General features: G+C 27.7%; 20 protein-coding genes. 11 read left to right on the top strand and 9 right to left on the bottom strand.

From position 1 onward, the window contains the following. The first annotated feature begins 268 nt into the window (after positions 1-268). Together KGF42_RS09380 and KGF42_RS09375 are read left to right on the top strand one after the other, a co-directional pair. Positions 269-952 carry an ABC transporter ATP-binding protein gene (locus KGF42_RS09380; protein ID WP_227820784.1) on the top strand — a complete coding sequence of 228 codons (684 nt, stop codon included), beginning with the start codon at positions 269-271 and terminating at the stop codon, positions 950-952. After that, positions 949-3,609 (top strand): ABC transporter permease, encoded by a 2,661-nt coding sequence (locus KGF42_RS09375; protein ID WP_227826189.1) that lies wholly within the window; start codon positions 949-951, stop codon positions 3,607-3,609. The genes KGF42_RS09380 and KGF42_RS09375 overlap by 4 nt, the downstream gene beginning before the upstream one ends. A gap of 191 nt (positions 3,610-3,800) precedes the next feature. On the opposite strand, the gene KGF42_RS09370 is transcribed toward KGF42_RS09375, so the two are convergent. The 3 genes from KGF42_RS09370 to KGF42_RS09360 all read right to left on the bottom strand — a co-directional run bounded on the left by KGF42_RS09370 (position 3,801) and on the right by KGF42_RS09360 (position 6,415). Beyond that, complete coding sequence (locus tag KGF42_RS09370) at positions 3,801-4,982, bottom strand: sensor histidine kinase (RefSeq protein ID WP_227826188.1); 1,182 nt, start codon at positions 4,980-4,982, stop codon at positions 3,801-3,803. Beyond that, the gene (locus KGF42_RS09365) at positions 4,982-5,644 is read right to left on the bottom strand and encodes a response regulator transcription factor (protein WP_054272412.1); all 663 of its coding nucleotides are present in this window, start codon (positions 5,642-5,644) and stop codon (positions 4,982-4,984) included. The genes KGF42_RS09370 and KGF42_RS09365 overlap by 1 nt, the downstream gene beginning before the upstream one ends. Positions 5,645-5,776: 132 nt before the next feature. Then, entirely contained in the window at positions 5,777-6,415 is a 639-nt protein-coding gene (locus KGF42_RS09360) for a TetR/AcrR family transcriptional regulator (protein ID WP_227826187.1), read from the bottom strand. 170 nt (positions 6,416-6,585) lie between these two features. On the opposite strand from KGF42_RS09360, the gene KGF42_RS09355 reads away from it, so the two are divergent. The 7 genes from KGF42_RS09355 (at position 6,586) to KGF42_RS09325 (ending at position 15,170) form a co-directional block, all read left to right on the top strand. Further along, positions 6,586-7,149, top strand: coding sequence for an ABC transporter permease (locus KGF42_RS09355; RefSeq protein ID WP_227826186.1), 564 nt, complete (start codon positions 6,586-6,588; stop codon positions 7,147-7,149). A gap of 595 nt (positions 7,150-7,744) precedes the next feature. Then, a complete protein-coding gene (locus KGF42_RS09350) occupies positions 7,745-8,494 on the top strand; it encodes a MurR/RpiR family transcriptional regulator (RefSeq protein WP_227820789.1) in 750 nt (249 codons plus the stop codon). Continuing rightward, on the top strand, positions 8,491-9,255 hold the full coding sequence (locus KGF42_RS09345; RefSeq protein WP_227820790.1) for a MurR/RpiR family transcriptional regulator: 765 nt from the start codon (positions 8,491-8,493) through the stop codon (positions 9,253-9,255). Before KGF42_RS09350 ends, KGF42_RS09345 begins: the two co-directional genes overlap by 4 nt. Positions 9,256-9,353: 98 nt before the next feature. After that, the gene (locus KGF42_RS09340; RefSeq protein ID WP_227820791.1) at positions 9,354-10,175 is read left to right on the top strand and encodes a Cof-type HAD-IIB family hydrolase; all 822 of its coding nucleotides are present in this window, start codon (positions 9,354-9,356) and stop codon (positions 10,173-10,175) included. A gap of 13 nt (positions 10,176-10,188) precedes the next feature. Continuing rightward, positions 10,189-11,853, top strand: coding sequence for an alpha-glucosidase (locus tag KGF42_RS09335; RefSeq protein WP_227826185.1), 1,665 nt, complete (start codon positions 10,189-10,191; stop codon positions 11,851-11,853). A 4-nt stretch (positions 11,854-11,857) separates the two neighbouring features. Further along, complete coding sequence (locus KGF42_RS09330) at positions 11,858-13,723, top strand: PTS beta-glucoside transporter subunit IIBCA (RefSeq protein WP_227826184.1); 1,866 nt, start codon at positions 11,858-11,860, stop codon at positions 13,721-13,723. 13 nt (positions 13,724-13,736) lie between these two features. Then, positions 13,737-15,170 carry a glycoside hydrolase family 32 protein gene (locus KGF42_RS09325; protein ID WP_227820794.1) on the top strand — a complete coding sequence of 478 codons (1,434 nt, stop codon included), beginning with the start codon at positions 13,737-13,739 and terminating at the stop codon, positions 15,168-15,170. Positions 15,171-15,353: 183 nt separating this feature from the next. Here the strand turns inward: KGF42_RS09325 and KGF42_RS09320 are convergent, their stop codons facing one another. The 5 genes from KGF42_RS09320 to KGF42_RS09300 all read right to left on the bottom strand — a co-directional run bounded on the left by KGF42_RS09320 (position 15,354) and on the right by KGF42_RS09300 (position 18,754). After that, complete coding sequence (locus KGF42_RS09320; RefSeq protein ID WP_227826183.1) at positions 15,354-15,512, bottom strand: CatA-like O-acetyltransferase; 159 nt, start codon at positions 15,510-15,512, stop codon at positions 15,354-15,356. 7 nt (positions 15,513-15,519) lie between these two features. Next, positions 15,520-15,825, bottom strand: coding sequence for a CatA-like O-acetyltransferase (locus KGF42_RS09315; RefSeq protein WP_227826182.1), 306 nt, complete (start codon positions 15,823-15,825; stop codon positions 15,520-15,522). Further along, on the bottom strand, positions 15,818-16,081 hold the full coding sequence (locus KGF42_RS09310; protein WP_227826197.1) for a hypothetical protein: 264 nt from the start codon (positions 16,079-16,081) through the stop codon (positions 15,818-15,820). The genes KGF42_RS09315 and KGF42_RS09310 overlap by 8 nt, the downstream gene beginning before the upstream one ends. A gap of 484 nt (positions 16,082-16,565) precedes the next feature. After that, positions 16,566-18,365: a BlaR1 family beta-lactam sensor/signal transducer gene (locus tag KGF42_RS09305; RefSeq protein WP_227826181.1), complete on the bottom strand. Its 1,800-nt coding sequence runs from the start codon at positions 18,363-18,365 to the stop codon at positions 16,566-16,568. Positions 18,366-18,367: 2 nt separating this feature from the next. Beyond that, entirely contained in the window at positions 18,368-18,754 is a 387-nt protein-coding gene (locus KGF42_RS09300; protein ID WP_227826180.1) for a BlaI/MecI/CopY family transcriptional regulator, read from the bottom strand. Between the two features lie 229 nt (positions 18,755-18,983). Here KGF42_RS09300 and KGF42_RS09295 point away from each other — a divergent pair, with 229 nt between their 5' ends. Beyond that, positions 18,984-19,409, top strand: coding sequence for a MarR family transcriptional regulator (locus KGF42_RS09295; RefSeq protein ID WP_079739905.1), 426 nt, complete (start codon positions 18,984-18,986; stop codon positions 19,407-19,409). Positions 19,410-19,468: 59 nt separating this feature from the next. Continuing rightward, complete coding sequence (locus tag KGF42_RS09290) at positions 19,469-20,248, top strand: EFR1 family ferrodoxin (protein ID WP_227820797.1); 780 nt, start codon at positions 19,469-19,471, stop codon at positions 20,246-20,248. A 253-nt stretch (positions 20,249-20,501) separates the two neighbouring features. Here KGF42_RS09290 and KGF42_RS09285 read toward each other — a convergent pair whose 3' ends face one another. Continuing rightward, the gene (locus KGF42_RS09285) at positions 20,502-21,128 is read right to left on the bottom strand and encodes a uracil-DNA glycosylase family protein (protein ID WP_227820798.1); all 627 of its coding nucleotides are present in this window, start codon (positions 21,126-21,128) and stop codon (positions 20,502-20,504) included. Between the last annotated feature and the right edge of the window lie 16 nt (positions 21,129-21,144).

The raw sequence follows: 21,144 nt of genomic DNA, 5'->3' as shown, positions 1-21,144 counted from the left end.
TATAGAGTAAAATTCCTGTAGTACATAAAATACTTGCTGTTGATTACTAAGTTAAATACTTATAGATATTAAAGTTAATATCTTTTAAAGACTATGCGATATATTAAAAGTATAAATAAAATATATTGCATAGTTTTTATTTTATATTATAATCTTAAATAATATGCAAAAACTAAACAAGATTTTAATAGTAATCGATATTTATATTTATGTCACTATAATGTCATTTTAGGTTGCTAAAATTTAACCATGAAGGAGATGATTATATATGGAAATATTAAAATGTGAAAATCTCACAAAAATATATGGTTCAAGTCAAACCAGAGTGACAGCTCTTAATAATGTAAATTTATCAGTTCAAAAAGGTGATTTTGTGTCCATTGTAGGAGCATCTGGTTCTGGTAAATCTACATTACTACATATGCTTGGGGGAGTAGATAGACCTACATCTGGAAAGATTTATGTTGAAGATACAGAAATATCAAGCTTAAAAGAAGAAGCTCTTGCAGTTTTTAGACGCAGAAAAGTGGGTCTTATTTATCAATTTTATAACCTTATACCTACTCTTGATGTTAGAAAAAATATATTATTACCCATGTTACTTGATAAAAGAAAGGTGGACGAGGATAGATTCTCTGAGATTGTATCCATACTGGGATTATCTGATAGATTAAATCATCTCCCAAGTCAACTTTCAGGTGGACAACAACAAAGGGTATCTATAGCTAGAAGTTTAATCTATAGACCAGCTATTTTATTAGCAGATGAGCCAACTGGTAATCTCGATAGAAAAAATTCAGAAGAAATTGTAGATTTGTTAAACTTATCAAATAAACGATTTAATCAGACAATACTTCTTATTACTCATGATGAGAAAATAGCACTAGAGGCAAATCGTATTGTAACTATGGAAGATGGAGTGATTGTCTCTGAAAAGGTGGTGAAGAGATGAATATTCTCCAAGAATACACCTTAGACTTTGTACGACGCAATAAACGTAGTAGTATAGCTATAATGTTAGCTATATTACTTACTACAACAATGATGTCTTCCTTGTGTGGACTGTTGTATACCATGTGGACTGATTTTATAAGACTTTCAATTGAGAAAGAAGGTAACTGGCATGGTGAATTGTTTGACGATACTTATGGAAGTGATTTACCATTAATTGAAAACTTTTCTTCAGTTGATGATGTAATGGTAAAAGGACAATGGTATGTAGGCAAAATTAATAATGACAAAAGAGATTATATAGTTTATAGAAATGCTACATCAGAGTATTGGAATTCTATGCCAGAAAAAGACACTATAATAGAGGGTCGTCGACCAAATAAAGCTAATGAAATTGCACTATCAAAACAATATTTTGAGAATAATCCAAGTGTAAAAATTGGTGATAAAATTACTCTCCCAATAGGAGATAGAATCCTAAATGGAAATCCTCTTGAACCCATAGCTCCAAAATCGAAAGGTGAAAGTTTTAAAAAGGTTTCAGAGGCTACGTTGACAGTAGTAGGAAAGATAGATGTTACTACTTCATCAGTAGTACCTGCATATACGGCTCTTGGTTATCTTGATAAAACAAGTATAAAACCTAATGATAGTATAACTGTGTACTTGCGATTTAAAAATATAAGAGACACATATAAGGAACTTCCAAAACTTGCTAAATCATTGGGGTGGAAGACCAATGAGTATGGAAAATACAATCTTAAATACAATAGTAATTATCTTTTAAAGATGTTAGTCTTTTCTCCAGAACAGAAAGCATCTATGAGTAGTATATCAAAATTTTCAACTCCTATTATGTATCTCACAATAGCAATTTTTACAGTAGCCGTGTTTGTAATGGTGATTTACAACGCATTTTCACTATCTGCAAATGCTAGACTTACTCAATTAGGGATATTATCTAGTGTTGGGGCATCGCCAAAACAGATTAAAAGGTCTGTAGTGTTTGAAGGTTTTTTATTGACTATTATACCGTTACCAATAGGTTTATTTTTAGGATGGTTATTGTGTAATAGGCTTGTAATCTATATTAATTCGGTTAATTATCATACTGATGCTCCAGAGGTGGTATTTACTTATGGTGTTCCTGCTTTTCTGCCAGCAGTTTTACTTACAATAGTAACAGTATGGATTTCTGCACTTATACCAGCACGAAAAGTATCAAAAATATTTCCTATAGAAGCAATACGACAAGGAGATAGTGTTAAAATTAAAAAGTCACATAGATATTCATTAGGAAAGATATTTGGAATAGAAGGAGAACTTGCATCAAACGCACTGCGTGCTCGTAAAAAATCTTATCGTACTGCAACAATATCCTTAACACTATCTTTTTTATTACTGACAGGCTTTTTGCATATAATTGCAAATCAAAAAGGGGCAGAAGCTGTTTATGGAAGTGACAATTATAAAGACCAAAGAGATATAGCAGTTTATTTAGAAAATAGTGAACCTGTAGAACCTGCTTTTATGGAAAAATTAGATAACACAGAAGGTGTAAAGAGCTCACTATATTATCTGAAAATGTCTGCTACTACTTGGCTGACTGAAAAAGATGCTTCAAAAGAACTTGCTGAAAAAGGAGGATTTAAAAGTATAGTTTCATCTAAAAAATACTCTCCTATAGAACGTGATGGCAAGTTTCGTATAATTTCAAATATAATTGGGCTTGATGATGAGAGTTTCACAGAATATTGCAGACAAATTTCTGTAGACCCAAAGTTATTTTATGATACAAAAAATCCAACTTCAATTGTATACAATAAGGAAGAAGATGTTAATCGTAGCACACGTAGAAATAAAGTATATATAGATTATTTAAATCTTTCAATAGAAGATAATATTAAATTAAATGAAAAAGTATATGATGAAGATAAAGGTGATTATACTTACAACATGAAAGTGGGAGCTATTACAAATACACTTCCTCAAATAATAGATACTAGCTCAAGATATACATTAATGCAAATAGTACCAATGTCTGTAGTGCAGGAAATATCTAAAAATTATGATGAAGTAGGTAGGTTACGTTCAAATAGGCTGATGGGATTATTTAAAGTAGATAATCGTGATGATATTCCTAGGGTAAGAGAAAAATTAGAGTCCATTTGTAATAAAGATTATGGGTCAGGAGACTATAGTATTGAGGATGTTTTAGAAGGTAAAAAACAAAATGCTAGTGGAAGAAAGACCATGAATTTAATAGTAGGCTTTATTACAGGTTTATTGGCTATGATTGGATTATCAAATGTACTTGCTACAGTGTCAGGAAATATTAGAAGTAGACGACAAGAGTTTGCTATGTTGCGTTCTGTTGGATTATCCCCAGATGGTATAAAAAAGATGCTTGTTTTGGAAGGTTTATTCTTAGGAATCACACCATTATTACTTAGTATTCCTGTGCAAATAGGAATAGTGTATACTTTTCTACGTATAAATGAAATATATTTTATAGAGTACTTACCATTTGCACCTATATCTACAATAATAGGTTTTACTATATTGATACTTTTTATTGTAATAGCATCATATATGACAGGATACAAGCAGTTGAAGAATGAAAATATAGTAGAATCTATAAAAAATGAAACAATATAAACAAAAACTATCTGAACTTATTTAAGGGTTTTAATTCAAGATTACTTACAAGTACAGGGATAGTTAAGTTGTTTATTTAATAAAATCTTAAATATAACTTAAATATAAATAGAGGTATATTACTAAAATAATAGATAATATAGAATATAGATATGGCTGGATTATAGGTATTTTACCTATAATCCAGTGTTTTATGTGTAAAACTTAATTATGAATCTTGCACCACCATTATGGCAATTTTCTGCATGTAGAGTACCATTTTGACGTTCTATAATAGACTTTGACAGAGCAAGTCCTATACCAATACTGTCCTTATTAGCGTTTTTACCACGATAAAATCTATTAAAAATATATGGGAGTTCTTCTTGAGAAAATCCCTTACCATTATCCTCTATAATAATATCAACATATAAAGGATTTTGACTGTAATAAGCAACGATATGCCCACCATCTTCTATATGCTCACTGCAATTTTTGAAAATATTTAAAAGAGCTTCTAAAGTCCAATTAATATCAATCTCAAATTCTACTGAAGGAGAACCTTCAATAGCAAATGTCTGATGTTTTTCTCTTAAAGAACCTTCTATAGGCTCAATTGCATAAGTAAGAAGAGAATGTACATCTATAAGTTTGCTTTCAAATACTAAAGTACTTGCATCCAATTTTGATAAAGTAAGTAAAGATGAAACTAGTCTCTCAAGTCTTGATATTTGATTTGTAAGCCTGTTAATATAATCTATTTCTTCATCTGGACAATTTTCTGAAAGTAATTGTGCCATAAGTGACATAGAAGTAATTGGAGTCTTAAGTTGATGCGCAATATCTGCAAGGTTATCTGAAAGAGTTTGTCTTTCTTTTAAAGCAAATTCTTTTGAACAACGAAGTTCCCCAACTGTCTTATATATCTCATCTTCAAGATGAGAAAATTCATCTTCACATCGTAAAAGCACAGACTCTTTTCCTGAATTTACTTTTTCTAAGTATTGAGTAAGCTTGTTTATTCTACTCAGTTTTTGTCTATTTGCTCTATGTTTGATTATATATACAACTAGAGCCATTGTTGAAATTATACTAAACGATACTACTAGAAAGTAAAAAAAGTTTTTACTCCAAAATGTACTTTTAGAATATCCATGCTTTAATAAAATTTCATTTCCTGTATTAAAGTCATTATCACTAGAATTTTTCATGGATTTTAGTATACGTTCTGTAGATTTAGGATTGTACTCATATGATGTACCAAGAGCTTTAGACATCATCTTGTATTCATCAAAAGAAGTTACAGTTGTTAGAATTACACTTAATAAAACAGTTGCAGCTAAGCAGAATATTATAAAAACAACTGTATTGTTGATATTTCTTGGAGTTTTCACTAGCTATCCTCCATTCTATATCCTATGCCTCTTAATGTCTTTATACAAGGTGGATTTTTTAATTTTTCTCTAAGACGCTTTATTGTAACTGTAAGAGTGTTGTCATTTACGAAATTACCATCTACGTCCCAGAGCATTTCTAGTAATTTTGTACGAGTCATAGCTCTATTTTTATTTTCCATCAGACTTAGAAGAAGCCTATATTCTCCTGCTGTCAAAGGTACTTCAACATTATCTAAATATGCTTTGACTTCAACTTTATTCAAGCTTATATTTCCACATGTAATAGTATCGTTAGTATTAGAATGAGTTCGTCTAAGAACTGCATTAATTCTAGACTGAAGCACTGAAAGTAAAAATGGTTTAACCACATAGTCATCTGCACCCATATCTAATCCACGGATAATATCTTTTTCATCATCACGGACTGTCAAAAATATCACTGGAGTGTTTTCTATACTTTTAACGTATTGGCAAAAGTCATATCCAATACCATCAGGTAGATTTAAGTCAAGTAGAATTAAATCAATAGTTTTATCAAAATTTTTTTTAGCCTCAGCAATCGTATTATAACAACATACTGTGTGATTTTTCTTTTCAAGGGAAGTCTTTATCCCAAATGTAATTGTATCATCATCTTCTAGAAGAAGTATTTTAGCCATTTACTTTTAGTCCTTTCGTTAATTTAGTTATTTCATTAATTTAAATTATTAATTTTATATTTAATATTTTTTATATTATAGATAGAAAAAATTATCATTTAAGTATATAAACTTTAATTTATAAACTTAAGTCTATGCCCTAAGTGAATCTATAAAAAGAGCAAGTATTGTTTCAATAAATTTTTCCTCGTCTATATTAAAATTGTTTAGGTATGATTTTCCTGTTACAGATAATAAATTAAAAAATCCTGTAAGTGTAAATATTGATGAATACATAAGAGTAGGTATGTCAATATCATTCCTAATACTTCCATCATTTTTTCCAATTTCAAACATTTCTTGTATTTCATCAAACATAAATTTATTAAAAGAAAAAAACTTTTCTTTAAATGGTATCTCAGTATATGAGTTTTTAGATTTTACAACCCCAATCATTCCCATAAGTGACAGTAGAGAGGGTTCTACACAGTAAAATTTATGAAAAGCAAAGTATGAAAATTTTATTTTTTCAAACCCTGTTTTACCTTTTGCACTTTCTATTTTAACACTATGCCAAAGTTTTTTATATCCTCTTAAAATGACAGCAAAGAATAAATCTTCTTTACATGAGAAATACTTATATATGGTACGTTTAGTGTATTCAACTTCCTTTGCTAATTCATTCATAACTGTATTATCAAATCCATTAAGACAAAATAATTTTTCTGCTTTATCAATAATCTCATTTTCTCTTTGTATTTTTTCTTTATCTCTTTTTGATAATTCTGACATATAAATTATTCCTTTCTATTAATAATAAAGTATACCGATGGTATACTTGTGTAATTATAATATATTTGTATACAATTAGTATATTTTAATAAAAAATAAAATTAATATTAGGTATTATAACTTCACTAATTAATTATATAGGCAAAATACCAAATAGGGGGAATTTATTTATGAAAATAAAAGAAAATGTATTAATGTTAGATAGTACTCGTGGCTCAAATTGTTTTATTGTTTTTCCAGTAATAATCATAGTGCTATTAGGATATTTGACATCAAAGTCCTATGGGGAAGAATTTACATCATATAATTATTATACTATTGTTACAATACCATTTTGTGTTCTTATGGGAATCATTAGTGTCTCATATGTGGCACAAGATGAAAAAATTTCTAACACATCATATCGTTATATGATTTCTCCTATTTCAATAGCAGATTTAGTTCTTTCAAAACTTTTCTCTTGTACAATAGTACTTTTGATATGCAATTTGATAACTTTAGTGGTGTTAAGAGGAATTTTTCATATGAGTTTTGGTGGAAAATTTTTAGCTGTTATTTTTCTTTTAATGTGTGAATCTATTGCAGTAGTATCTATAGGTTTGTTTTTGGGTCTTGTTTGCAAAAATTTAGATATGTTACGTAATATCATTAATATACCAATAGTTATTTTTGGTTACACTTTTGTTTCCTATAATTATAGTAATTCTGGGAGTACTGGCAAATTATATAAGTAAACCATCTTTTAATATTGGTATTTTAGATGAGTACAAAAATGAACGAGTTCTAAAGGAATCTGAAAAAAGAACTAATGAAAATACAATAATGGCTTTAGAAAATACTCAGGGGATTAATACAGAAATTGCAGACCTCAAAACAATTAAAACTGATATTATAACAGGAAGTATTCAGCTGTTATATATTTTAATAAGAATGACCTTAAGTTATATTCTATAAAAGATAAAAATACGAATGATGCATTAAAGTATTTAATAGAAACATATAAAAAAGAGCCAACTCCTATAGATATAAGTAAATTACAAGAAAATACCTTAGGAGTTTTACAAAGAATAATTGCATTTATCGTATTATAGTAATAGTTTTAGCCTTGTTAGCTATGAAATTTACTCAAAGAGGTAGATATTCAAGAAATAGTAATTATTAAATAAGATAGAAAATAGATGATGTAATTAAAATAAATCAAGAGATAAAATTATCTAGTGTAAAAAAATGCTGTGAGAATTCTTTTTTTATTTTATCATTATTATTTAAGTCTCTTATCTAGAAAAACCAACTAATGTATATTAAAATGATATGTAGGGAGTGGAAAAAATGAGATTAGAATCGTTAGTTAATCAAAATTATAATAATTTAAATGAAAATGATAAAATTATTATTAAACAAATATTGATTTTTCAAAGAGAATATCGCAATTTTTCGTGTGAAAAAATTGCAAATGAATGTAATGTTTCTAGAGCAACTTTATTAAGGCTTTGTAGAAAAATTGGATTAAACTCATTCTCTGATTTAAAATATTTACTTAAAAATAATCAACTAGAATTTGTTAATAATGATAATAATTTTCATGATGTTTGTGAGAATTATCGACTATTAATGAATGAATTACAAAAAATATCATTTCAAGATATTTGTAAAATAATATACAATGCAGAAACAATTTATATTTATGGGACAGGTAACGAACAGAAAAGTTTAGCTCAAGAAATAAAAAGAATATTTCTTTCAGTAAATAAATGTGTTATTGATTTGTTTGATATAGGTGAAATTGAGTTTATGAGAGAAGCATTTCAAAAAAGTGATTTGTTTATTATCATTTCTTTATCTGGAGAAACGAAAGCAGGAATTGAAATTGTAAAATTTATCAACAATCATATACATACGATTTCTTTAACTAGGCTTGATAATAATACAATTGCGACACTTTGTGAATATAATCTGTATGTGGCAACGCAAAAACTCAATACATTGCAAACTATATCTTATGAAGTCGTAGGCGCATTTTATGCTCTATTAGATTTGCTTTATATGAATTACATAGAGTATAGAAGGAGAAAAGTATGAAAATAGAAGAACTTTTGAATAAATATTATAATTCATTTACAGCAAATGATAAGTATATTTGTGAGTGCATTATTAATCATAAAGAAGATTGTATTAAACTTTCTATAGATGAATTTGCAGACAAATATCATATATCTACAAGTACACTTTCTCGTTTTGCTCAAAAACTACAATTACCTGGGTATAGTGAATTAAGAGTTATTATACGATTAAATGAAACAGAAACAGAATATAAAAATCAAAGTAAACAACAATTAATGAATTGTTATAATAAGGTTATAGATGATATAGAAAAGAAGGATTGTTCGATTATGTTCGAAAGAATGAAAAAGGCAAATCGTATAATCGTTTTTGGAGAAGGTTATTCTCAAGAAAGAGTTGCTAAAGAGATGAAAAGAATTTTCTTACCAACAGGAAAGATTATGTATGATGTTTATGGTTATGATATGATTCAGGCACTTAATCATTTTATAAAAACAGATGATATGATTTTCTTTATCTCATTAAATGGAGATGCTTCTACAATTATTGATTTTGCTAAAGAAATGAGAATGAAAGGAATTTATATGGTTTCCATTACAAAAATGATAAGTAATCCTTTGGCAAGATTATGTGATGAAAATTTATATATTCAATCTATATCTATTTCTGTAGATAAACAACTGGAGTACGATGTAACAACACCTTATTTTATTTTAATTGAACTGCTTTATATTAAATACAAGATGTATTTAGAAAGTGAACATATTCCCACGAAATGAAAAATTGTGCTAAAAATGAACATATTTTTTAAAGGATATCAAAATATTGATATCTTTTTTTTTGAATGATATTATGGTTTTGATAGCAAGAAAGGAAGATGAAATTGTATAAATTATTAATACTTGATATAGATGGTACGCTTAGAGATGAGGTATATGGAATTCCAGAATCTGCAAAGCATGCTATACGCTTATGTCAAAAGAATCATTGCAATGTTGTTATTTGTACTGGAAGAAGTATGGGTACAATACAAGACGATGTTCTATCATTAGGGGTTGATGGATATATAACAGGAGGAGGTAATTACATTCAATATCATGGTGAATTACTTTATAATCAATCTTTTAATCAAAAATTGATAAAGGAAGTAGTTTGTTTGTTAAAAAAGAGAGGAGTTGCTTTTTCTATTGAGAGTCAGGAAAAAGTTTTCATGAATCAAAAAGCTAAGGAAATATTTGAAACAATGAATCAGTTGAAAGGAACTAATTCTTGTATAAATAAACAGCACATCCAAGAAAAGATAACATATGAAAATAACATTGAAGAGTATGAATCACAAGATATACATAAAATTTGTTTATGGTCAAATGAAAAGGTGTTTGATGAAGTAAAAGATATATTGCAAGACAAAATGGAATTAGCACAAATGGATATTTATAGTCAATACTATGAAATTATTCAAAAAGATTTTCATAAAGGAAAAGCAATTCAAAGGTTACAAGAAAGATTAGGAATAACTCAAAAAGAAACTATATGTTTTGGCGATGGTCAAAATGATGTTGTCATGTTTCAAGTATCGGATATTATAATTGCAATGCAAAATAGTCATCAACAACTCAAAGATATAGCAACATCCATATGTGAAGATATATTCGATAATGGCATTTATAAAGAGTTAAAAAGAAGAAATATAATATAAAAAGGAGTAATTTATGGAAAAGAAATGGTGGCAAAAAGAAATCGTTTATCAAATTTATCCAAGAAGCTTTCAAGATAGTAATAATGATGGAATTGGAGATTTACAGGGAATTATTTCTCGTTTAGATTATTTAAAAGATTTAGGCATTACATCATTGTGGTTATGTCCAATTTTTAAATCACCTATGGATGATAATGGATACGATATTAGCGATTACTTGAATATTGCAAGTGAATTTGGAAGTATGGAAGATTTTAAAGAGTTAATTAAAGAAAGTAAAGATAGAGGAATTAAGATTATATTAGATTTAGTTCTCAATCATACAAGTGATGAACATCCTTGGTTTCAAGAAGCATTAAAAAATCCAAAAAGTCCTTATTATGATTATTATATTTTTAAAAAAGGAAACGATTTACCAAATAACTGGAGGTCTGTCTTTGGAGGAAGTGTCTGGGAAAAAGTAGAGAATAGAGACGAATATTATTTTCATTCTTTTGGAAAAAAACAACCAGACCTTAATTGGGAAAATCCAATATTAAGAAGTGAACTTTACAAAATGATTAATACTTGGTCTCAAATGGGAGTCGCAGGATTTAGAGTTGATGCTATTACGTTCATCAAAAAGAATTTAAATTTCCAAAGCTTAGAAAGTGATGGTGTTGATGGTCTTGTTAAATGTACAAAAACAGTTAGAAATCAGCCTGGAATAGAAAAAATGCTTTATGAATTAAAAGAAAATACATTTAAAAAATATGATTGTATGACTGTTGCTGAAGCAGCAGGTATTAGTTATGACCAACTAGATGAATTTATTGGAGAAGATGGTTTCTTTTCAATGGTCTTTGACTTTAAACATGCTGATTTAGATGTTGCTTCTGGTAGTGAATGGTTTAAAAGAATTCCATGGACAATCGCAGATTTAAGAAAATATATTTTAGATAGTCAAATGTATGTTCAGGAATATGGGTGGGCAGCTAATTTTATTGAAAATCATGACCAACCAAGAGCTACAACAAAATATCTTTTGCGATATGAAAGAAACAATGATGCAGTAAAAATGTTGGGAGCAATGTATTTCTTTTTGCGAGGAACACCATTTATTTATCAGGGACAAGAATTAGGAATGACAAATTTTAAAAGAAATACTATAAATGATTTTAATGATTTATCTAGTATTGACCAATACTATCGTTCAATAAAGGAAGGATACTCAGAAGAAGAAGCGTTAGAATTTGTGAATTTAAGAAGTCGAGATAATGCAAGAACGCCGTTCCCATGGACTGATAAAGAAAATGCAGGTTTTTCAGATACAACACCATGGTTAAAGGTTATTGAAAATTATCAAGACATTAATGCACAGAGCCAAATTAACAATCCAGAAAGTATTTTAGAATTTTATAAAAAGATGATAAAGTTGAGACAAAATAGTGGGTATTCTGATTGTTTGATTTATGGATTAATAGAACCTATTGAGATAGAAAGTGATAATGTTATTGCATATAGAAGAAAATTAGATTCGGTAGTTATTGATTGTTATTATAATTTTTCTGATAAACCTGTGGAAATAAAAACAGAAGAAAAATATGATATTATATTCCAAAACTTAGATGATATAAATCTATTAAATAAAACAGTGAGTTTGAAACCATTTCATGCAGTATTATTGAAAGTGAGGTAGAAAAATGGATAAATATAATAAAATAGCAAATGAGCTTATTGAAATTATTGGTGAAGATAATATTATTTCTATTACACATTGTGCAACAAGATTAAGAGTGATGGTTAAAGATAGGGAAATTATTAATGATAAGAAAGTGGAAAAGATTGATGAAGTTAAAGGCGTTTTCTTTACTTCTGGACAGTATCAAATTATTTTAGGAACAGGAATTGTCAATAAAGTTTATGCAGAAGTTGAAAAGATGGGATTAAAAACCTTATCAAAAAAAGAACAAGATGAAGCGGTTAAAAATAATGAAACTGGATTTAAGAAAGTTATGAGAACTCTAGCAGATATATTTGTTCCTATTATTCCAGTTATTGCAGCAACAGGATTATTCTTAGGGTTAAAGGGTTGTTTATTTAATGATAATGTACTTGGATTATTTGGAATGTCTTCTGCAAATATTCCAGTGTATATTCAAACACTTGTTTCGGTTCTTACAGAAACAGCATTTGCCTTTTTACCAGCAATTATTGTATGGTCGGCATTTAAAGTATTTGGAGGAACACCTGTTATTGGGCTTGTTATTGGACTTATGTTAGTTTCTCCAATACTTCCTAATGCATATTCTGTTGCTGACCCATCAAATGAAGTTGAAGCAATTATGGCATTTGGATTTATTCCTATTGTAGGTTGTCAAGGAAGTGTTTTAACAGCTATTGTTACAGCATTTATTGGAGCTAATCTTGAAAAATGGTTCCGTAAACATATGCCTAATGTCTTAGACCTTATTTTTACACCATTTTTTGTTATGCTAATAACAATGTTAGTTATTTTGTTAGGTGTAGGGCCTATCATGCATACAATAGAATTAAAAATGGTTGATATTATCAGTTTATTGATTGGTTTACCTTTAGGAATTGGCGGATTTATTATTGGATTTACATATCCACTAGCTGTTATTACCGGTTTACATCATACTTATGTAATGATTGAAACATCATTATTAGCAAATACAGGATTTAATGCCCTTATTACTCTTTGTGCAATGTATGGATTTGCGAATGTTGGTACATGTTTAGCATTTATGAAAAAATCTAGAAATAATCAAGTTAAACAAACTGCAATTGGAGCAATGTTATCTCAACTTTTTGGTATAAGTGAGCCTGTTTTATTCGGAATTCAGCTTCGATATAATTTAAAGCCTTTGATTATTATGTGTGCATCTTCAGGTTTGGGAGCAGCAATATTATCAATTTTACATATTCAATCTAACTCATATGGATTAGCGGTTTTACCTTCTTATTTAATGTATATCTATGATGGATATAATTTAATCACATATTTGTTAGTATCAATATTTGTAGTTGTATTCTGCTTTATTGCAACATGTTTGTTTGGAGTACCTCAAGAAGCTATAGATGAAGAAGAAGACAAAGAATTAGTGTTTGATGAAAACTTTGTGTCTCCAGCTCAAGGGAAAATTGTTGCATTAGAAAATGTACCAGATGAAACTTTTTCTAAAAAAATATTAGGTGATGGCTTTGCTATTGATATTATAGATGGAAAAATTGTTGCACCTATTTCAGGTAAATTAGAAACAGTATTTCCAAGTGGACATGCATTTGGAATTAAAGGAACTCATGAAGAAGTATTAATTCATGTTGGAATTGATACAGTTGCATTAAATGGAGATGGTTTTGATGTTTTTGTTAAACAAGGAGATATGGTTAAACAGGGAGATGTTCTTGTTAATGCTGATTTAAAGAGAATTCATGAATTAGGAAAGTCTACTTTTACAATGGTATTGTTTACAGATGGTAAGAAGGTAAATATTTTGGATATAAATAAGGAAGTAGAAATAGGTGAAAAAATATGTATTGAGTAGTAGGTGACATGCAATGATGACAAAAGAAGATTATAAAAAGCAATTCAATATTTTTCAAAGCATGAGAAATAATGTAAAAAAAGATAAAAATCGTTTGCATTATCATCTTATGCCTCCTATTGGATGGTTAAATGACCCCAATGGATTATGTCAAAAAGATGGGATATATCATATTTATTATCAATATTCACCATTTGATGGTCAAGGTGGAGTTAAATTGTGGGGACATTATACTTCCAAAGATATGATTACATTTAAAGAGGAAGAACCTTTTTTATTTCCTGATACAATGATAGATAAAGAAGGGGTATATAGTGGCTCCGCTTTTGTAGAGGACAATACAATCTATTATTTTTATACAGGAAATGTCAAACTAATTGATAAAAAAGATTATGATTATATTCATGAAGGAAGAGAACAAAATACGATTTGTTGTAAAAGTCAAGATGGCTTCTTTATAAGTGAAAAGAAACTCATCATGTCAAATGAACAATACCCAACAAATATGTCAAAACATGTTAGAGATCCAAAAATATTTAAAAAAGACAATGATTATTATATGGTCTTAGGTGCTAGAACGAGTGATGACCAAGGATGTGTATTACTTTATAAAAGTCAAGATTTAAAGAACTTTCAATATTACAATACTATAAAAACACCCACGAAATTTGGATATATGTGGGAATGTCCAGATTTGTTTGAATTAGATGGACACTTATTTTTAGTTGTATGTCCTCAAGGACTTGAACAAAATGGGTACAATTATGAAAATATTTATCAATGTGGATATTTTGAAGTTAACTATGATTTTTATAGAAATACTTATACATTGAGTGAATTTAAGGAGTTAGACCATGGATTTGATATTTATGCACCACAAAGTTTTGTTGATGAAAAAGGAAGACGTATACAGTATGGCTGGATGGGTATTCCTGATGCTGATTATCATAATCAACCTACACTTAATTATGATTGGCAACATGCATTAACAATACCAAAAGTGATTATTTATAAAGATAACCAACTTTTTCAACAGCCTATAGAAGAGATGAAACTATTAAGGGAAAAAGAATATCAGATACAAATCAATGAATTTAATAAATTAAATATACAAGAAATAAGTTTTGAAATGAATATTAAGTTTGACTACTCAGAAGATTTTAATATTCAATTAAGAGAAGATGTCCATTTAAAATATCAAAATCAAATTTTAACATTATCATTAGGGTCAAGTGGATGTGGAAGAAATAAAAGGCATCTTGCTATATCTTATATTTTATCTTTAACTATTTATAGTGATACATCTTCATTAGAAATATTTATTAATGAAGGTCAGGAAGTCATGACAACACGTGTATATAGCTTAACAAAACAACAGCCACAGTTTATAACAAAACATAAAGGAAAGATATCTTTTTATAGTCTAAATGGATATAAAATAATATAAAAAAATAAATCCCAAGTTCAAAAGAGCTTGGGATTCTTGTATAATAATTGTATGCTAAAATAGAATACTATACAAATTGATTAGACTGTTTATGATTATAATTATCAATCTATTAAGATAAGTAAAAAAGAGTTCTCTCAGAATAAGTTTAATTTGATAGCTCCTTTTATATTGCATAAATTTTTAGTATAGCCATATCTTAGCATCAAAGCACATTTTCTGTATGTCATCAATAAAGCAACTTACATGGTATCCATCAGTAGTTGAATGATGCACTGTGATAGAAAGAGGAAGAAGTATTTTTTCATCTTTTTGATGAGAAAGTTTTGTGACTTTAGTCATGGGAGGTTCAGGAGAAAGTTTTATTATCATCATGGAAAATCGCATAAAATGGTGTTAATGTGTTCCAATATCCAAGTTCATCTTCATCATATGCGATTTTTAGCTCTTTATATCGATTTAAGCAAGTCGTTATTACATATAAATACGCTGGATAAAATTTAATATTTCTTTTTTTTGTTTCCTTAAGCAAATTAGTAATATCTATTTCTATAGTCAAATCAAATCCTACATTTGTCATTTTTGAAAAATAGTAAAAATGTGTATATCGTTCCCAATTTTGTAAATCAATTTTGTGGAATTCTTGTTTATTCATATAAAATCACCATATCCTTTATAATATTTATTTGATTATCAATGTCTTCATTTGTAAGTTTCAAAACGGAAGCAGATGTTTTCATGCTATCAAATAAGAACATTATGTGTATTGCAACTGCTTTAGAATCACATTTTTTAAATTCATCTTTATATTGTCCATAATCTATTAAATTTGAAAGCATTGTGATAGCTGAACTGTATCTTTTATCCATATAATCATGTTGGTCTTTTTCTACAAAAGCAAATTCGTGTATTACAAAGTCAAATCCACAATATTTTCCATTTATGTCGTTTTGTCAAGTTAAAGTTATCTACTATAAAATGATTAGACAATATTTTCTAAATAATCTGTAAAAATTATTTATGATGACTTACTTCAGGTTGTTGAAAGTCCTAATGGGAGAGGTCATAGTACTAAGATTAAAGGAATTAGTATTGCTGGTAAAACTGTTACAGCAGAAATTAAAGCATCAAAAGATGATGTTACAGGTGCAATACAGAGAAGTCTCTTTTTCATTGTTGAAGTGATGAAAATATATTTTATTTTGTACAAAAAATTAAATAGTGGCAACAATTGAGGATGTGAGGGAGAGTTGCCACTATTTGTATAGGGTATTATATTATGTTTTTAAGCTAGTTTTACTATCTTCTATGTTTATATATTAAACCTTGTATATGAATTTAATCGATAATTAATATGAAAATTATATGAATTTTTTAGAATATATAGTAAATATATTAGGGGTTATAGATTTTTTTGTCATTTAATATAGATAATGTTATCTTAGATGCTGAACTACCATTAGAATAATCTTTACTCTGAATATTTGTAGCAAAGAGGTAAGTATTTTCATTTTTTTCTACATAACCTATAAACCAACCATTTACATCTTTTCCATTTATATTAGCAGTGCCTGTTTTACCAGAAAGTGATACCCTATCCTTTTTTGATATTAACAATGAATCTTTTACAGTTTCTATATTTTTATCTTCAAATTTAAACTTATTTGTATAAAAACTTTCAAGTAATTTTACTTGTTCCATGGGTGAGATTTTTAGTGAAGATTCTAGCCAAAAGTTTGATACACCACCTGAAACATCATAATTACCATATCCAATTTTTTTAAGGTAAGTTTGTATGCTTTTTATACCTGTTTTTTTATCTATATCCTGAAAATACCAGTTTACAGAGTTTTCCATAGCAGAAAATAAGTCTTGACCTACATTCCAAGAACTATTAGAATGATGTTTACCATCCCAAGGAATATATGAATTATTTCTTGTTATTATCCCATTTTCTAATCCCAACAAAGCACTATAAATTTTATAAGTAGAATTTGGAGAAATTCTTGTTTTACTTTTTTCTTCATTGTAAATATGATATTGCTTGGATTTTAAATCATACATAACAAAACTTCCATCAAAACCTTTAAAGTACTGACTTAAGTCTTCATACACAGTTTGGTTATTTGTAGGTCTATATTTTTCATTGATATCTGCCATAATAGATAGTGCTGGGCTATTTCCAAATACAACTAAAGCTATCAATGTAAAAATTAAAATACTTTTGAATTTTAAAGTTTTTGATTCAGTATGAAAATCCATTATCTTTAATAATCGTTTTTTTATTTGTTTTTTTGACCCACCAATATCTGATGTAAGTGTGAGATTAGATTGCCTTGAAATATTATCTACAAAGTTTATTAGCGTTTGTCCATATTCTATATAATTGTCTTTATCAAGTTTTTTTAAAACTGAAATATCACATGCAATTTCACGGTCTATTTGAATTTCGTTAAGTGCATGCCACACAAGAGGATTAAACCAATATAATATTTGAAAAAAGCACATTGTATAATTCACCAGTATATCTCTATTTTTAAAATGTTGCAATTCGTGAAGTAAAATATATTTTATATCCTTTAAAGATAATTTAGGTATAGATTTATCTGGTAATATAATGTATGGCTTAAAGTATCCAAATGTAATAGGTGTATTTATAATGGGTGATTTACATAGTATAAAACCCTTATTTATGCAAATATCTTTTTTACATTGTTCAAATATTAAAACTATCTCTTCATCTTTTAAAAGTTGTGACGATTTTTTTATATTTACTATTTTAAAATTGCAATGGGTAGTAATAACTATCATAATTAAAATTCCAATTATCCATAATGTTAGTAATAAAATATTAAAACTATCAAAGTTAGATTGGTTTAGAGATGCTGAAAAATCATTTAATGCATTTGAGTTATTGATTATAGAATTTGAGTTATTTTTTATTATAGAAGTATTAGCATTACTGTTTCCAATTTGATTAAAACCATACAGATAGTTAAATACATTTCCAAGATTAATATATTTAAGGGGGATAAATGGAATTATTAACATTATAAGCAATATAAATCCAATATTGTATTGATATTTTGCAGAAATATGTTTTTTAAATACTTTTTTTGTAAGTAAAATTACAACAATTAATAATGATAAGGTCAATGTACTGAGTAAAAATCGGATAAAAAATGGGGCATACATATTTACTTATCCTTCTTAGTCGTCCTTTTATTTAAGATTTCTCTCAACTCCTCAATATCATCTTCAGATAGTTTATTATTTTCTAAAAAGTTTAGTACCATAGAATTAAGAGTACCATTATAAAAACGATTTAAAAAAGAACGGCTTTCTGTAGCTACATATTCTTCCTCTTTAACAAGTGGAGTATAAACGAATACCCTACTATTTTTTTCATACGTTAAAGCTCCCTTTTTAACTAATCTCAACAACATTGTTTGAATTGTTTTAGGACTCCATGTGCTTGTTTTTGCTAGTTTTTCAATTACTTCAGTAGTGCTAATAGGAGCATATTGCCAAATAATCTTCATAACTTGATATTCTGCTTCCGAAATTTGTGGTAGTTTTTTCATACTATACCTCCTTATACTTACATTTGTAATATATAAAGTATATTATCATTAATTTAGTTTGTCAATTCTTAAAAATAGTTCATTTGTACTTATTCAAATAATCTTATCTAGTTAAATAGAATTTTTAATTAAGTTGTATATACTTTAAACCAAATATATGGTTTATATTGACAGTAGGAAATATAGTTGATATACTGATTATTGATATAATAACTAAAATGGAGGTAAAATGAAAGATTTTGAGAAACTATATGAAGCTACAATTAAGTTAGTAAGTACTTCATTGAAAGTAAAAGATGACTTAAAAAAGATGTTTAAACAAAATGGATATGATATAACAACTGATCATTATGCGTTATTAAGATTTCTATGGGAACAAGATGGAATTTCTCAGATAGATTTATGTGAAAAATCATGTAAGGATAAATCTAACACGACAAGAATCTTAGATGTTATGAAAAATAAAGGATTGATTGTGCGTAAAGTTGATGTTAAAGATAGACGTAAGTTTCAAATATTTTTAACAGATTTAGGGAGAGAATTAGAAGAACCATTAAATGAAATTGCAAGTATATATGCAACAGAGACATTTAAATCTATCTCTGATGAAGAATTGCCTTTGTTTACTGAGATTTTAGATAGAATTGGAAAGTAAATATAAATCCTATTTTAAGAGATTTTTTAACTATTGATGATGCAGAAAGAGGGATAAGAATGAATTCTAAGATTTATTATTTTTCTGGAACAGGGAATTCGCTAGTAGTTTCAAAGATTTTAAAAGAAATGTTAAATGGAAGTAAAGAAGTTATACCTTTAGCTATACATAGAAAAGAAAACAATATAGATATAAATGAAGATATATTGATAATTGTTTTTCCCGTTTATTTTGCTAATGCTCCTGATATAGTAAAATCTTTTATAGAAAAATTAAATTTTAATAGTAAGACTAATATATATGCTATTGCCACTTGTAATGGGGTGGCTGGACATAGTTTATTTACTATAGATAAATTACTTAAGAAAAAGGGTAAAAAGTTATCTGCTGGTTTTTTAATTAATATGCCTGGAAATGCTTTGATAACACCTCCAGATGTTGAAGAAGAAAGATTGAGAAATCAAACTAATAGAGTAGATGAGATTGCAAAATGTATCAATAACTTGGAGGTTGGAAATATAGAGGGAAAAAACAATTTAAAGTCACATATAGAAAGTGTTGTACTTCGCTTAGTAGGCAAGAATATGCAAATTGCAACTACTAAATTTTTTGCAGAAAATAAATGTAATGGATGTGGGACATGCAAAAGGGTTTGTCCTGTAGAGAATATAAGTATAGTTGATAAAAAGCCAAAGTGGGGTAGTGAGTGTGAAAGATGCCTAGCTTGTTTTCACTGGTGTCCAAAAGAGGCTATTAATGTAAAAAAATCATTCCTAACAGATAGAAAGAAGTATCATCATCCAGATGTTACTGTGAAAGATATATTTTTAGATAAATAGATATATTTAAATTATATTAATAATTGTTTTATTAAATAAAAACTTTGGAGTTAAAAAAAGAAATATAAAGTAATATTATAAAGACCCGTAATGTTACCTATACTAAATGAAGTAGATATTAAAAATAACAATATAAATATATAGTTATGTTAATAATATATAGTTACATTAATATAAAAATAAAAGTGCCTCATAAATAGAAGTTTTGAGGCACTTATTATTTGTTTAAATTAATATTTATCATTTTGTAATCTCAACCATTTATAATCTCAATCATTTTTTTTATATCCTCTGATGCCATTTCAAATTTTGATTTTTCAATCAATATGTTTCCGCCAGTCATAATATATGAAGGAAACACTCTTAAATTATCATAATAAAGTTCACTGTTACGAAGTTTATATGTTGATATAGAAGGGATAGCATTCTTTTTTGTGTGCTTTTTAGTAATCATATTAAAAGATTTCTTTGCAACATCTCCCATTAACATTACTACTTCTAGGTTTCTAAATAATTTAATTTCTTCTTCTAAAATAGGCATATGTAATTTAATTGTGTCGCGAGTTATTGTATATTCTAATTTAGGAAGTTTTACTGCGTTAGTTATATAGATACCCATATCTAGGATATCATTTATATTAGATACTTCTATACCTGCATTGTTGAATAATGGAAGAGTAGTTTTTAAATAGTCAGCATCTTTATCTACACTATAAAAATCGTCGTTAGGGTTAGTTGGTACAACTTCATTAATCATTATAGTCTTTATTTTGTCTGTATCTATTGTTATATTAGGAATATATGATATTATTTTGTTGTCATCAAAAATATTATTCTGTTTAATAAATTCATTTAATGTTGATTTTATATTTATTTTCATATAACGAATCTCCTTA

The organism is Clostridioides sp. ZZV15-6383 (genome assembly GCF_020657735.1).
GTDB lineage: Bacteria > Bacillota > Clostridia > Peptostreptococcales > Peptostreptococcaceae > Clostridioides > Clostridioides difficile_D.
Note: the sequence above shows the minus strand (reverse complement) of the source record. Positions and strands in the feature narration are given on the sequence as shown.